Source organism: Bacillus sp. V33-4 (assembly GCF_002860225.1).
Lineage (GTDB): Bacteria > Bacillota > Bacilli > Bacillales > Cytobacillaceae > Bacillus_BJ > Bacillus_BJ canaveralius.
In genome coordinates this window covers 55,862-69,012 of sequence record NZ_PGVC01000012.1, presented here as the reverse complement: position 1 = coordinate 69,012, position 13,151 = coordinate 55,862, and the positions used below count along the sequence as shown (strand labels likewise).

Below are 13,151 nucleotides of genomic sequence, written 5' to 3'. Positions count from 1 at the left end.
AAATTAATATATCCGCGAAACAGGAAAGCACATGCGGATCAGCCATCGCAAATTTATTTAAACCAGCCCTTTTCTTTTGACTGCGAAATGGCTTCGATTCGATTCGTTACTTCCAGTTTTTCTAAAATCGTTGAAATATAGTTTCGGACGGTTCCTGCTTTAATGCTGAGCTGATCAGCGATTTCTTTCGTATTTTTCCCATCTGCGACGAGTTCGAGAACTTCCTTCTCCCGCTCGGTAAGAGGGTTTTCCTCACTATATACATCATCCATCAGCTCCGGGGCATAAACGCGCCTTCCAGCCATCACACTGCGGATTGAGCTCGCCAATTCCTCGCTCGGGCTGTCTTTTAATAAATAGGCGCTAACCCCCGCTTTCAACGCCCGTTGGAAATAGCCAGTGCGGGCAAATGTTGTAAGAATGATCACTTTGACGCCTGTTCCTTTTAGCTGTTCAGCTGCCTCAAGCCCGCTCATTTCTGGCATTTCAATATCCATAATGCAGACATCCGGTTCGTATTGCTGCACAAGAGTCAGGGCTTCTTTTCCATTACCGGCCTTGCCGACCACTTCCATATCATCTTCCAAATTAAGTAACGATCCTAAAGCGCCCAATACCATGCGCTGATCTTCGGCAATGACAATTTGAATCATCCAAGCTCCTCCTTTTCTACCTGCTTAACAACATTTGGTACCTTTATGATTAGAGTTGTTCCGTCCTGTGTGAAAATTTCAAGGCTTCCATTTACAAATTCCAATCTTTCTCTCATGCCAATCAGCCCATACCCTTTTGAAAAGGCCGCTTCGCTCATATCGCCAATGCCATCATCCCGCACTTTCATAACGATCTCATTTAATGATTGTTCAATCGAAATATAACAATTTGAAGCGCCGCTATGTTTAACAACATTGTTGATTGCTTCTTTCAAACACATGCTTAACATATTCTCAGTCAGCAGCGAAACATTCGTAAGCGCGAAATCTTCTTCGCATACAATATTAATTTGCGCTGCTTTTAGTATTTGTTTGACGCGGGTTATTTCCTCATTCAATCTTATACCGCGCATTTCCGAGACCATCTTCCTTACTTCATTCAACGCCGTTCTGGCGGTTTGTTGAATGTCCTTTAATTCATTCCGGGCTTGTTCAGGGTCTTTATGAATTAGCTTGCGCGCCAAATCGCTCTTAAGGCCAATCAGTGAGAGCCTTTGTCCCAGCGTATCATGAAGGTCACGGGCAATTCGCTGCCGCTCTTCAATTTTTCCTAATTCGGCAATCCGTTTATTGGCATCTTCAAGTTTTTCTTCAAGCTGTCCCCGCTCTTTTCGATTATAAAGACTGAATGGGAGAAGGATCACACTAATCCAAATGATAATCACAAATGGCAATTGCTGTACAAACAACTGCTCCTGCAGGACAAATTTAGAGTTTATCGCAACGGTATAGCTGACTAAATGGATAATGTAGATCGCGATAAAAGCCCCACGCGTTTTTATATTGCCTATAAAATACGCAATGTAAAAAGAAAAATAGACATAATTAAAAAGGTATGTTGATGAAACGGAAATACCGATCAAGATACATGACCATAAATAAACGGACCATCCCTTCGAAATAAAAGCAATGCGAAAGGTGATAAAGAATAAAATCGTCAACAAAATCCCAACAATAATTTCGGTCGTCGACGATGATTGGAAAATAAAATAAAACGGCAATATGCTAAGAACGGCCCAAAAATAAGGGGAAATGCCATTGGTTTTTTGGAAGATCTTATACTTATTTTTCATGACTGAACCTACTTTTCCGACATTTTGATACTAAAAAAGGGCTTGTTAACTTATCCAAATGAAAAGTTTTAAGCCCTTTCTATTATGATATATGTTTAGTGCACCATTTGTACAGCCAAGTCTTAATTGGATTCAGCACCATTGAATTTAGATAGCGATTTGATGTGCTTAAACCCTACAAATTGTTTGTTTTGTTCGTCCCATAAGCGGAATTTCAATGAACTCAGACTCGTAGCCAAAGTGATCGTCGGCACGTTCTGCAACGGGGCAGTGTTTTCGTGCACCGCTTTAAGTTTATAGTTCGGTACCCTCGGGCTTAAATGGTGAACATGATGATATCCGATGTTACCTGTCAGCCATTGCAGAAGCTTCGGCAGCCTATAAAAAGAACTCCCTTCAACGGCTGCTTTCACATATTCCCAGTCTTTGTCTTCCTCGAAATAAGAATCTTCAAATGTATGTTGCACGTAAAACAGCCAAATTCCGAGAGATCCTGAAATAAAGAAAATTGGACCCTGTATGAGCAGGAAAGACTCCCAGCCGAGTGTCCAGCAAAGCAGGCCGGCCAAAGCAAGTACGGAAAGATTTGTAATATAAGTGTTCAAGCGTTCTTTCAACCTTGCACCTTTTCTGTTGAACCTGTTCTTTATGAGGAAGGCATAGATGGGTCCTAAGCCGAACATGACAAATGGATTCCTATATAACCGGTAAGCTATACGGCTCCAAAAAGGAGCTTGCAAGTATTCATCGACCGTGAGCACCCATATATCCCCGGTACCGCGTTTATCGAGGTTGCTGCTTGTTGCGTGATGGACGGAATGGTCGTGCTGCCATTGACTGTATGGAAATAATGTCAAAATTCCTGTGATTGTGCCAAGAATCTTGTTAGCGCGCCGATTTTTAAAGAAAGAGTGATGACAACAATCATGAAATATAATAAACATCCGCACTAAAAATCCGGCGGCAATTACTGACAATCCTAGAGATAGGAAATAAGAAATGGACAGGCTCTGATATGCAAGGAACCATAGCAGAAAAAAAGGCGCAAACGTATTGATAAGCTGCCATATACTGTCTCTCAAATTAGATTTCTCATATGGGGCAACTTGTTTTCTTAAAGTGAGTTGTTTTTGTTTTGTCATTTTCGTTATTTCCCTTCCACAATAGATAATCACATTATAAAGGTATTAAACTGTTCTTTGCAGTCATAACTGTCATGTACAAAGCATGACAAATATCATATAAAAGGAAATGCTAGTCGTTTTAAACTGGACTTACAAAAAGTACATCTTCTATAAAAGATGCACTTTTTTTCATCCTATATACAAAACAATAGTAGATGGACCAGAATAATCCTGAAATGAATCCGACACTACAAACAAGGAGTGATAGATCCGGTTGTACAAAAATAAATATGAAAATAGAAAAGAGCAAAGCCCCCAATGTTGTACCAATTGTTTGGCTATTTTCATCGCCGCCTAATTTGTTGCTAACCAATACAATGCTTCCCCAACTAACAGCCGCAATTAATGCAAGCAATATTCCAGACATTCTTAAATACCCCTTTCTCTCTGTTTCATTGCTTTTCCCTACTTTAGTGAAAAATGAAACATATATTGTGATAGAAGGAATATTTAGTTTTTTCAGAACGTGGTCAACTGAACCCCGTTTGGTTTCAATCTTTCAGAAACAAAAAAACTGCCAAATTGGCAGCCCGAACATTGATTTTCATGCTATGCTTCGGTAGTATCGTTATTTTAGAGGAAAATACCGAAACTTAACTTCCCCGATGACAGATTCATATGAAATGAATCCGAATCTCCGACTATCCTTGCTAACTGAGCGATTGTCTCCCATGACAAACAGATAGCCTTTTGGCACCTTTGTTTTTCCAGTATATTCTTGTAATGTAAAATCTTCTGTCAGCTTTTGATTAGGCAACATAGTTTGTTTGGCTTTTTCGAGGTACGGTTCCGAAACAGCTGTTTCGTTAATATATAAAACATCGTCTTTTACTTCGATCGTGTCCCCAGGAAGCCCGATCACCCTCTTAATATATTTTTCATTTGCATCTGGTGCATTGAAAACTATATTATCAAAGTGGTCAATGTGACTGATTTTGCTGACGATCACCTTGTTCCGGTCCTCAAAAGTAGGCCGCATAGACTCCCCAAAAACCGTTACAGGTGAGAATAAAAAATGTCTGCAAATGAAGGCAATTAAGAACGCAAACAACAGCGACTTTATCCAGGATATTATTTCTTTCTTTGTATCTTGTTTTTCCAAAATCTCGCCACTCCTTTTGGTAAAAAATCGCATGCATAACAAGGCTAAATTATGAGATAAAAATAATTTTTTAATGGTTTTATGGCTTTATTGAATACATTCAACCATAGCAGTTTCCTATTAAGGCGCTAGAAATAGCGCCTTTTCTTTAATGTCCATTCAGCTGATACTTCCAGCTTTGTAGTATGGATAATCCATTTGTTTTTGAATTTCCGAAACAACTTCTGTTCCGGAAAGAAGTTCACAGATGTACAGACCAAGATCAACAGACGTAGCGACGCCTCCGCCAGTAATAATATTACCATCTTTGACAATCCGCTCATTGCTGACTTTGTTTGTGTATAATTTCAGCAGGTCAATAGCGTTGGAATGCGTGGTTGCCCTTTTATCTTTTAAGAAACCGGCTGCCCCGAGGAGAAGTGAACCAGTACAAACTGAGATTTTATATGTTACTGGTTCGGCTGTTTTCAGCCAGGCGATAAATTTCAGATCATTTCTTAAAAATCTTGTCCCCATTCCGCCCGGCACAAAGATTAAATCGTATTCCGATAAATCGGGACGAATTCTATTAACCTTAAAGGTAATTCCACGGTCATCACTTATTTCCTCGCTCATCGCACACAAATCCCAACTCAAATCGTCTCTATAGCCCATTGTCTTTAACCGCGTAATTCCATCAAAAAATCCAATGAAATCCAAGGAAGTTAACTGATCGAAAAGAACAAAAGCGATTTTCATATTTATCCACACCATCCTCTAAGAAAAAAAATTACTGGCCTCTATTGAGATATCGCCGATTCTGATTCCAATTCCTGATTTGAGGTATCCTTTGCAATAAAGATAATAGCGATAATGACCATTAACATGCCGGAAAATGCTCATCATACGGTTAATTCTCTAAAGGTCGTAAAATTCCTTCTTCGATTAAGATCAATAAAAATAGAGCTGCCCCAGCGACAGCTCAAAATCTTTATTAAATACTGACCTACTTTTAAAAAGCTCTATCCTACTCAAGGATTAGCCTAAGATATTTAACATCCACATTCAGATTGTTCATCTTGTACTAAAGCGGTCAACGGAAAATTCATCGTCTTCCATGCTGCTATGCCACCATTAAGTTCTTTTACTTTGTAGCCTTTTTCTAAAAGCAGCAAAGATGCTTTTGCTGCAGTGTTACACCATACATCCCAGCAATACAAAATAAGTTCTTTATCTTTTGGGATTTCCTCTATACGGCTTTCCATTTGTGAGAGCGGAATTTCCAGCGCACCCTGAATCTTTTCTCGTTTTAAAGATGGATCTCCGTTTCTCACATCAATAAGTAAATATGCGTCAGGATTTGCTTGAATTGACATCATATAATCCATTGGGCTAAACGTAGATTGTACACGGCTTTTGAAATAATCTATTTGATTCATTTTTTACACTACCCCTTTTAGAATCTTTTTTAAGTACCGTTTAAATAGAGCTTTTTCTTCATTATCGAGTGCTGCTAAAACATTCTGTTCTGATTGCTGCAAAATTTCCCAACATTTGTCCAAAGTCTGTTTCCCTTTTTCAGTAATACTCAGGCAGTAGGACCTCCTATCTTCTGGATTTTTCACTCTAGCTATATATTTTAGCGATTCTAGATGGTCAACATGGTCTACCATAGTGGTTCGGTCTATTTTTAGTTCTTCGGCAATTTCTTTCTGAGAAGAGTTAGGCATTTCGTTTACTTTGATCAGTACTCCATATTGCCTTGCATTAATTTCGTAAGTCTTCAGCTTGTCAATAAAGTCTAATTCTAATAGTTGAACTACTTTTCCCGCTAAAAATCCATACGACTCCAGGATGATACTTATTTTTTACACCCCCTCAAATAATCACTTGTTATGATAATCAGTATAACTGATTATTTTATCATTGTAAAGTTTTCCATTTGTTTTTTTCTCCCCGCCTATTTAACATGGATGATTATAAATTAAAGACAGAGTATGCCGGTATACAAAAGGTTGAAAAATTTGTAAACTATTTAAATTTTGCCGTAGAATTTTGAAATTCTTCTATAATAGGGGAATTCCTTTTTCTTTAATGCTGTTATATTTCTCACTTAAAATAGTCTTCAGAATATAAAAGAAGGGTTTCCGGCATTTATGTCAAATTTTATTATGGAGATTTATACATTCAGTGAGGGATCCTTATGGAAAATCAATTGGAGTTATTAGGCAGAAAAACTCAGGCGTTAAGTTACGAGTTAGCGATGAAAACTTCAGAAATACCTGCGCAGCAATATCTTCATGAATATGTATTTAATCTTCTTGGCGATTTTTTATGCCACAAAAATGAATCCATAAGGACTAAAATCATTCCGTTAGTAAATTCATTTGAACAAAACCCCGATAACAGAGCGGCGTTACTCGATCAGTGTATAAAGTTTATGACCATTTCCCGTGCGAGAATTTTAGAGTTTTTAGAAGCAGAAGTGGACAAATGCCAGCTCGCTGCTGATATTCTCATGCAAGTTACTAAACTACTCGACCATTTCTATCAGCTTTTTTTGAATACAATCACAAATCAAGATGATGACAATCTATCTTTATCACCTTGTCCACTTCAAGAATCTAACAATGATGTAAATGCCGCTTTAAAGGAACTATCCGATTTTAAAAAAGCTCTCATTGAAGCAACGATTTTCTCGATTACGGATAAAGATAACTACATTACATATGTGAATGACCAGTTTTGTGAGATTTCTAAATACACAAAAGCAGAACTGATGGGGCATAATCATCACATTTTAAATTCCCAGTTTCATACTGAAAACTTCTTTAATAATCTCTGCGGAACGATCGAAAAAGGGGATACTTGGAAAGGAGAAATCCTCAACCAGGCGAAAGACGGGACTAAATTTTGGGTGGATACGACGATTGTGCCTTTTGTTAATAAAAACGGGGAAATTTATCAATTCTTTTATATTCAGTACGACATCACAGAAAAAAAGAAAACGGAAGAAACTCTTCGAAAAGCTGAACAGTTATCAATGGTGGGTGACTTGGCAGCCGGGATTGCCCATGAAATACGCAATCCATTAACGTCTATAAAAGGGTTTGTCCAGTTAATGAATGAAACCGAAAAAGGAAAAGTGTTCACTGATATTATTTTAGAGGAGATCGATCGAATTAACTTCATCGTAAGTGAATTTATGGTTTTTTCAAAGCCTCATACTTATTATCTTAGCGAATGCAATGTAATCGAAATTCTCCGGAGCGTTATTAATTTTTTGCAACCGGAAGCACTTTTGAAAAATGTTGCAATTAATTACACACTGCCGCAGTACGAAGTTCATATTTTCGGAGAAAAAAATCAACTGAAACAAGTATTTCTAAATATTATTAAGAATGCGGTGGAGGCTTTGCCTAACGGTGGGCAAATTTTTATTACCACCGAAATAAACAGCCAGGAATTATCCATTTCAGTTCAAGACAACGGAGTCGGCATGACACCAGAAGAACTGAAAAAAATCGGCGAACCATTCTACACAACTAAAGAAAAAGGGAATGGGTTAGGACTGATGGTGAGCTATAAAATTGTCCAAAAACATAATGGAACCATTTTAGTCCACAGTTCGCTGGGAGTGGGTACAACATTTACGATTACTTTTCCGTTAACGCGCGGAGGAGAAAGTAGTTCCAAAAAAGAGAATGTTGTTTAACTGAACATTCTCTTTTTCACTTATGATAAAATTCCCCATTATAAACTCCAGCGTTAATACCTGCGCTTAGTTAGAAGCAAACTTAACATCGATGACCATGACTTCTGATCGGCTTCCGATTCTGAGCGGAGGCCCCCATATTCCAAATCCGGATGAAACGAAGGAGTGGAGATTTTCTTTTTGCAGATAGCCCCAATCATTTTCATACATTTTGCTAGTGATTAAATTGGCCGGGGCTAGTTGGCCCCTGTGCGTATGGCCTGACAACAGAACATCAATTCCGTTTTCCTTTGCTTCATTAAGCTCAACCGGCTGATGGTCCATCATAATAAGCGGTTTTGTTTTATCCAAATTTCTTAAAAGCGCGCTTGCTTCATTTCTATTTTCGTCGGTAAGGTCTTTTCTGCCAATCAGGTAAAACTGTTCATCAATACTTACAGACTCGTCCATTAACACCCGGATTCCGAGCTTCTCCATTTCGTCTAAAATCAATGCCGTATCATCACCGTAATAATCATGGTTGCCCAGCACGGCATATACGCCTAGAGGTGCGCTGATTTTTTTCATCGTCTCACTCATATTTTTTTCGAGAAATGGATCGATGTGGTCATCGATGATGTCTCCGGGGATTAAAATAATATCCGGCTTTTCTTCATCCACTACATCTACTAAACGTTGTAAATGCCTCTCCCCGACAATTGAACCTAAATGAAGGTCAGACACCATAAGTATCTTCACGTTTTGCTCGCCCGACTGTTTATCGATCTCAAGATGATAGCTGCGAACAACGGGGTTCCACGCGTTGAATGAGCCATAGACAAAAATGAACATGAAGATGGAAATGACCCCGATTCCTATCCAAAAAATCCCCCTCTTCTTCAATATATAGACCAATAGATTCGCGAGCGGCAGCAGGATCACACTGTATCCGATAACAACGAGCCAAGTGTGGCCCATCAATATTAAAGGCAGCATAGAAGAAAATTGCCCAAGAAAAATTGAAGCAGAAAATAAGACAATCACAGCAATATATGCCTTTTTATATGGAAAAGAAAATGTTGCCCTGAGCCAAACCCAGCCATTATACCCGACGTAAAAACAAATCAGGCTGTATGCTAAAATAGTAGTTATAATCATGAGGATTGTTGAAATAGACATTTTTTACTGTAACCTTTCCTTCTAACATAGTGATAGATCAACGATGGTGATTCTTTTGGACTAACTTTATTAAATCCTAGTTTTTTCATCTAATCCACTAAATTGCTTGATGAAGAAATGCGAAACACTGATTAGAAAATGTTTATACAAAAAAAATCCCCCGGGAAGACCCGGAGGATTTTATTGGTTAGTTTGCCACTATGTTTACAAGCTTTCCTGGAACGGCAATCACTTTGCGGACAGTTTTGCCGCCAATTTGCTCTTTTACCTTGTCGTCGCCCATTGCAATTTGTTCAAGAGCCTGTTTATTAGCTCCTGACGGAACCATTAATTTTGCCTTCACTTTTCCATTTACTTGAATAACGATTTCCACTTCGTCATCGACGAGCTTTGCTTCGTCGTAGGCAGGCCATGATTCGTAAGCAATCGTTTCATCGTGGCCAAGCTTATGCCAAAGCTCCTCGGCAAGGTGCGGAGCGATCGGTCCAAGCAGCTTCACAAAGCCTTCGATATACGCGTTTGGAAGAACCTCAGCTTTGTAGGCCTCATTGATGAACACCATAAGCTGGGAAATCGCCGTGTTAAAACGTAAGCCCTCATAGTCCTCAGTGACTTTTTTCACTGTTTGGTGGTATACCTTTTCCAAGCTTTGTGCACCTTCAACATCCTGCACTTTTGCGCTTAACGTGCCATCCTCTTCAATGAACAAACGCCAGATGCGGTCAAGGAAGCGGCGGGCGCCATCAAGTCCTTGTGTTGACCAGGCAATGGATGCGTCAAGCGGGCCCATGAACATTTCGTAAAGGCGAAGTGTATCGGCACCATGACTGTGGATAATCTCATCAGGATTGACGACATTGCCTTTTGATTTGCTCATTTTTTCATTATTTTCACCAAGAATCATCCCCTGGTTAAAAAGCTTTTGGAAAGGCTCTTTCGTATGGACGACACCGATGTCATAAAGGAACTTATGCCAGAAACGGGCATAAAGCAAGTGAAGTACGGCATGTTCGGCACCGCCGATATAAATATCAACCGGAATCCATTCCTTTAGCTTGTCTGGATCTGCCAGCGCTTCGCTGTTGTTTGGATCAGTGTAGCGAAGATAATACCAACAGCTGCCCGCCCATTGCGGCATCGTATTCGTTTCCCGCCGACCCTTTTTGCCTGTGTTCGGATCCACGACGTGCACCCAGTCATGAATATTGGCAAGCGGTGATTCGCCCGTGCCGGAAGGCTTGATTTCTGTTGTCTTCGGAAGCATCAATGGGAGCTGGTCTTCAGGAACCGTTGACATCGTACCGTCTTCCCAGTGAATGACCGGAATCGGCTCGCCCCAATAACGCTGGCGGCTGAACAGCCAGTCGCGCAGTCGGTAAGTTACTTTCTTCGTTCCAATTCCTTTGTCCTCCAGCCAGGCAATCATTTTTCGGATCGCATCTTCTTTGTTCAATCCATTTACGAACCCGGAATTAACATGCTCTCCATCACCTGTATAAGCTTCTTTCGTGATATCGCCGCCGGCGACAACCTCTACAATTGGAAGCTCGAACTTTTTCGCAAATTCGTAGTCGCGTTCATCATGGCCCGGTACGGCCATAATGGCGCCGGTTCCGTAGCTCGCGAGCACATAGTCGGCAATCCAGATTGGCATTTTTTCATCGTTTACCGGATTGATGGCGTATGCTCCTGTGAAAACGCCGGTTTTTTCTTTGGCAAGGTCTGTTCGTTCCAAGTCACTCTTGCTTTTAATTTGGTCTATATATTGCTCAACTGCGTCACGTTGCGCGGCGGTTGTTATTTTACTGACCAATGCATGCTCCGGCGCCAATACCGCATATGTGGCCCCGAATAATGTATCAGGCCTTGTTGTAAATACTGTAAAGGCTTCATCATGTCCATCGATCTGGAAGGTAACCTCCGCACCTTCTGAACGGCCGATCCAGTTGCGCTGCATGTCTTTGATACTTTCAGGCCAGTCTACTTCCTCAAGGTCCTCAAGTAGGCGATCCGCATAGGCGGTAATTCTCAACATCCACTGTTTCATTGGGCGGCGTTCGACCGGATGGCCGCCGCGTTCACTTTTTCCGTCGATGACTTCTTCATTCGCTAAAACCGTACCAAGGGCCGGACACCAGTTAACAGCTACTTCGTCAATATAAGCGAGCCCGTGCTCAAAAAGCTTGATGAAAATCCACTGTGTCCATTTGTAATATTCCGGGTCTGTCGTATTAATTTCCCGGTCCCAGTCATAAGAGAATCCCAGTGCCTTAATTTGGCGGCGGAAATTATCAATATTCTTTTTCGTAAATTCAGCCGGGTCATTCCCGGTATCAAGAGCGTACTGCTCCGCCGGAAGCCCGAAAGCATCCCAGCCCATCGGATGCAATACATTGTATCCCTGCATCCGCTTTAGGCGGGATAAAATATCTGTTGCTGTATAGCCTTCCGGATGGCCAACGTGGAGTCCGGAGCCGGATGGATACGGGAACATATCAAGCGCGTAAAAGTTCCGCTTACCGACAGCTTCACGTGTTTTAAAGGTCTTATTTTCCTCCCAAACTCGTTGCCATTTCTTTTCGATTTCCCGGTGATTAAAGCTCATCGTGTTTTCCTCCTGATTTTCATATATATTAATTGGTCTAATTGAGCTTTTTAAAATAAAAAACCCCTCATCCCAAAAGGGACGAGAGGATTATGTATAATCTCCCGCGGTACCACCCACATTAGTGAACATGTCACTCGCTTCATTCATCCTTAACGCGGTAAACGGCAAGCATTACTGCGATTTCATGCTTGCGACTCGAAAGGCGAGTTCATGATGTGCCCGGTTGACTTGCACCATCCGTCAACTCTCTAAAACGGGCTCCTGCATCATTACTATTCCTTCTCATTGTCATTTCTCATATCAGACTATAGAGATATTGTAAACAATTTCCCCCCAGGATGCAAGCAGGCTCATCCTGAAAGGAATGTAATATGTATATTATGCACAAGATGTGGCGAAGTGCATACATATTTTTGCTCAGATGGAAAGAACGAGACTTATAGAATAAATAATTTCCTGTCAAAACTGACCAATAATTAATTTTCTGTCAAAACTGACCAAGTAACGGTATTTTCAAATTAAAATCAACTTAACATCTGGTGCTGTACTTTCCTCAAATACATAAATAGGTATTTGTGCGCCTGTGGTGTTCCGCTACTAATTTGTTTTGGTCAATTTGCAATTTTCGTGACATATCGGAGTTGACTTTGCATTTTATCCGCGAAAATCTCATTTTATCCGCGAAAGTAAGCAATATATCCGCGAAAATTCTATTTTATCCGCGAAACCAAAACATATATCCGCGAAAATTCCATTTTATCCGCGAAACTCAGTAAAGGCCAACTTACTTGCACTGTAGAAAGAGAGACTGATCGCTCAGCCTCTCCATGTTTTTACTGTACTGTGTATCCCCCATCAATGACAACAGCCTGACCTGTAACTCCTTTGGCCTGATCCCCCGCCAGGAAGATTGCATAATCGGCTATCTCTTCTACTTCCAATAATCTCTTTTGCGGGACGAGCGGATAGATGACTTCCTCCAGCGCTTTTTCCAAAGGTACATTTCTTGTTTTCGCCAGATCGGCCAGCTGATTGCGGACGAGCGGCGTGTCGACGTAACCCGGGCATATCGCGTTTACGGTAATGCCGTGTTCGGCCGCTTCCAACGCGGCTACCTTTGTTAAGCCGATTACGCCATGTTTGGCACTGTTGTAAGCTGCTTTTCCGGCAAAACCCACAAGCCCGTTAATCGATGCCATATTAATGATCCTGCCAAATTTTTGCCGCTTCATTACGGGCAGTGCATGTTTGATTGCAACAAAAGGTGCAGTCAGCATCACTTTTATCATGAACTCAAACTTTTCAGTCGGAAAATCTTCGATCAATGAGACATGTTGCAGTCCGGCATTATTGATTAAAATATCGAGCGATCCAAAATGGTTAACTGTTTTGTTCAAAGCCTGCTCGATGTCTGCTTCTGAAGTAACATCGCATTTAATACCAATTGCGTTGTAACCTTCGCCTTGCAGCTGCGTGGCGGCCTTTTGAACAGCATCCTCTTGTATATCGGTCAGCACTACTTTTGCATGCTGCGAAGCAAACCGTTTGCCGATTTCATAACCGATGCCCTGTGCTGCGCCGGTGATGAAAACTATTTTATGTTCAACCATTCCGAAGCT

12 protein-coding genes and 1 other annotated feature are annotated in these 13,151 nt (G+C 40.7%); of the genes, 1 reads left to right on the top strand and 11 read right to left on the bottom strand.

Annotated features, from left to right (window positions below; all coding sequences use genetic code 11):
* Positions 1 to 53: 53 nt before the first annotated feature.
* The 8 genes from CVD23_RS05090 to CVD23_RS05055 all read right to left on the bottom strand — a co-directional run bounded on the left by CVD23_RS05090 (position 54) and on the right by CVD23_RS05055 (position 5,838).
* Entirely contained in the window at positions 54 to 653 is a 600-nt protein-coding gene (locus CVD23_RS05090; RefSeq protein ID WP_101665378.1) for a response regulator transcription factor, read from the bottom strand.
* A complete protein-coding gene (locus CVD23_RS05085) occupies positions 650 to 1,786 on the bottom strand; it encodes a sensor histidine kinase (RefSeq protein WP_101665377.1) in 1,137 nt (378 codons plus the stop codon). The genes CVD23_RS05090 and CVD23_RS05085 overlap by 4 nt, the downstream gene beginning before the upstream one ends.
* A gap of 122 nt (positions 1,787 to 1,908) precedes the next feature.
* The gene (locus CVD23_RS05080) at positions 1,909 to 2,928 is read right to left on the bottom strand and encodes a fatty acid desaturase (RefSeq protein ID WP_101665376.1); all 1,020 of its coding nucleotides are present in this window, start codon (positions 2,926 to 2,928) and stop codon (positions 1,909 to 1,911) included.
* Between the two features lie 121 nt (positions 2,929 to 3,049).
* The gene (locus CVD23_RS05075) at positions 3,050 to 3,337 is read right to left on the bottom strand and encodes a GRP family sugar transporter (protein WP_101576373.1); all 288 of its coding nucleotides are present in this window, start codon (positions 3,335 to 3,337) and stop codon (positions 3,050 to 3,052) included.
* A 201-nt stretch (positions 3,338 to 3,538) separates the two neighbouring features.
* Positions 3,539 to 4,105, bottom strand: a complete 567-nt coding sequence (lepB, locus tag CVD23_RS05070; RefSeq protein WP_101665375.1) for a signal peptidase I — start codon at positions 4,103 to 4,105, stop codon at positions 3,539 to 3,541.
* Positions 4,106 to 4,231: 126 nt separating this feature from the next.
* Positions 4,232 to 4,810: a DJ-1/PfpI family protein gene (locus CVD23_RS05065; RefSeq protein WP_101665374.1), complete on the bottom strand. Its 579-nt coding sequence runs from the start codon at positions 4,808 to 4,810 to the stop codon at positions 4,232 to 4,234.
* A 293-nt stretch (positions 4,811 to 5,103) separates the two neighbouring features.
* Positions 5,104 to 5,490 (bottom strand): rhodanese-like domain-containing protein, encoded by a 387-nt coding sequence (locus tag CVD23_RS05060; RefSeq protein WP_101665373.1) that lies wholly within the window; start codon positions 5,488 to 5,490, stop codon positions 5,104 to 5,106.
* A 3-nt stretch (positions 5,491 to 5,493) separates the two neighbouring features.
* A complete protein-coding gene (locus tag CVD23_RS05055) occupies positions 5,494 to 5,838 on the bottom strand; it encodes a MarR family winged helix-turn-helix transcriptional regulator (protein WP_373270834.1) in 345 nt (114 codons plus the stop codon).
* A gap of 416 nt (positions 5,839 to 6,254) precedes the next feature.
* On the opposite strand from CVD23_RS05055, the gene CVD23_RS05050 reads away from it, so the two are divergent.
* Positions 6,255 to 7,766, top strand: coding sequence for an ATP-binding protein (locus tag CVD23_RS05050; protein ID WP_101665372.1), 1,512 nt, complete (start codon positions 6,255 to 6,257; stop codon positions 7,764 to 7,766).
* 66 nt (positions 7,767 to 7,832) lie between these two features.
* Here the strand turns inward: CVD23_RS05050 and CVD23_RS05045 are convergent, their stop codons facing one another.
* The 3 genes from CVD23_RS05045 to CVD23_RS05035 form a co-directional block, all read right to left on the bottom strand.
* Positions 7,833 to 8,924: a metallophosphoesterase gene (locus tag CVD23_RS05045; RefSeq protein WP_101576378.1), complete on the bottom strand. Its 1,092-nt coding sequence runs from the start codon at positions 8,922 to 8,924 to the stop codon at positions 7,833 to 7,835.
* A gap of 187 nt (positions 8,925 to 9,111) precedes the next feature.
* Positions 9,112 to 11,529: a leucine--tRNA ligase gene (gene leuS / locus CVD23_RS05040; RefSeq protein ID WP_101665371.1), complete on the bottom strand. Its 2,418-nt coding sequence runs from the start codon at positions 11,527 to 11,529 to the stop codon at positions 9,112 to 9,114.
* 74 nt (positions 11,530 to 11,603) lie between these two features.
* Positions 11,604 to 11,827 (bottom strand) — a binding site (T-box leader).
* A gap of 538 nt (positions 11,828 to 12,365) precedes the next feature.
* Positions 12,366 to 13,142: a 3-hydroxybutyrate dehydrogenase gene (locus tag CVD23_RS05035; RefSeq protein ID WP_101576380.1), complete on the bottom strand. Its 777-nt coding sequence runs from the start codon at positions 13,140 to 13,142 to the stop codon at positions 12,366 to 12,368.
* Between the last annotated feature and the right edge of the window lie 9 nt (positions 13,143 to 13,151).

What these genes read in the sequence shown, in the direction of transcription:
- CVD23_RS05090 (WP_101665378.1), bottom strand. Translation starts at nt 653, where the DNA reads ATGATTCAAATTGTCATTGCCGAAGATCAGCGCATGGTATTGGGCGCT.
- CVD23_RS05085 (WP_101665377.1), bottom strand. Translation starts at nt 1,786, where the DNA reads ATGAAAAATAAGTATAAGATCTTCCAAAAAACCAATGGCATTTCCCCT.
- CVD23_RS05080 (WP_101665376.1), bottom strand. Translation starts at nt 2,928, where the DNA reads ATGACAAAACAAAAACAACTCACTTTAAGAAAACAAGTTGCCCCATAT.
- CVD23_RS05075 (WP_101576373.1), bottom strand. Translation starts at nt 3,337, where the DNA reads ATGTCTGGAATATTGCTTGCATTAATTGCGGCTGTTAGTTGGGGAAGC.
- lepB (WP_101665375.1), bottom strand. Translation starts at nt 4,105, where the DNA reads ATGCGATTTTTTACCAAAAGGAGTGGCGAGATTTTGGAAAAACAAGAT.
- CVD23_RS05065 (WP_101665374.1), bottom strand. Translation starts at nt 4,810, where the DNA reads ATGAAAATCGCTTTTGTTCTTTTCGATCAGTTAACTTCCTTGGATTTC.
- CVD23_RS05060 (WP_101665373.1), bottom strand. Translation starts at nt 5,490, where the DNA reads ATGAATCAAATAGATTATTTCAAAAGCCGTGTACAATCTACGTTTAGC.
- CVD23_RS05050 (WP_101665372.1), top strand. Translation starts at nt 6,255, where the DNA reads ATGGAAAATCAATTGGAGTTATTAGGCAGAAAAACTCAGGCGTTAAGT.
- CVD23_RS05045 (WP_101576378.1), bottom strand. Translation starts at nt 8,924, where the DNA reads ATGTCTATTTCAACAATCCTCATGATTATAACTACTATTTTAGCATAC.
- leuS (WP_101665371.1), bottom strand. Translation starts at nt 11,529, where the DNA reads ATGAGCTTTAATCACCGGGAAATCGAAAAGAAATGGCAACGAGTTTGG.
- CVD23_RS05035 (WP_101576380.1), bottom strand. Translation starts at nt 13,142, where the DNA reads ATGGTTGAACATAAAATAGTTTTCATCACCGGCGCAGCACAGGGCATC.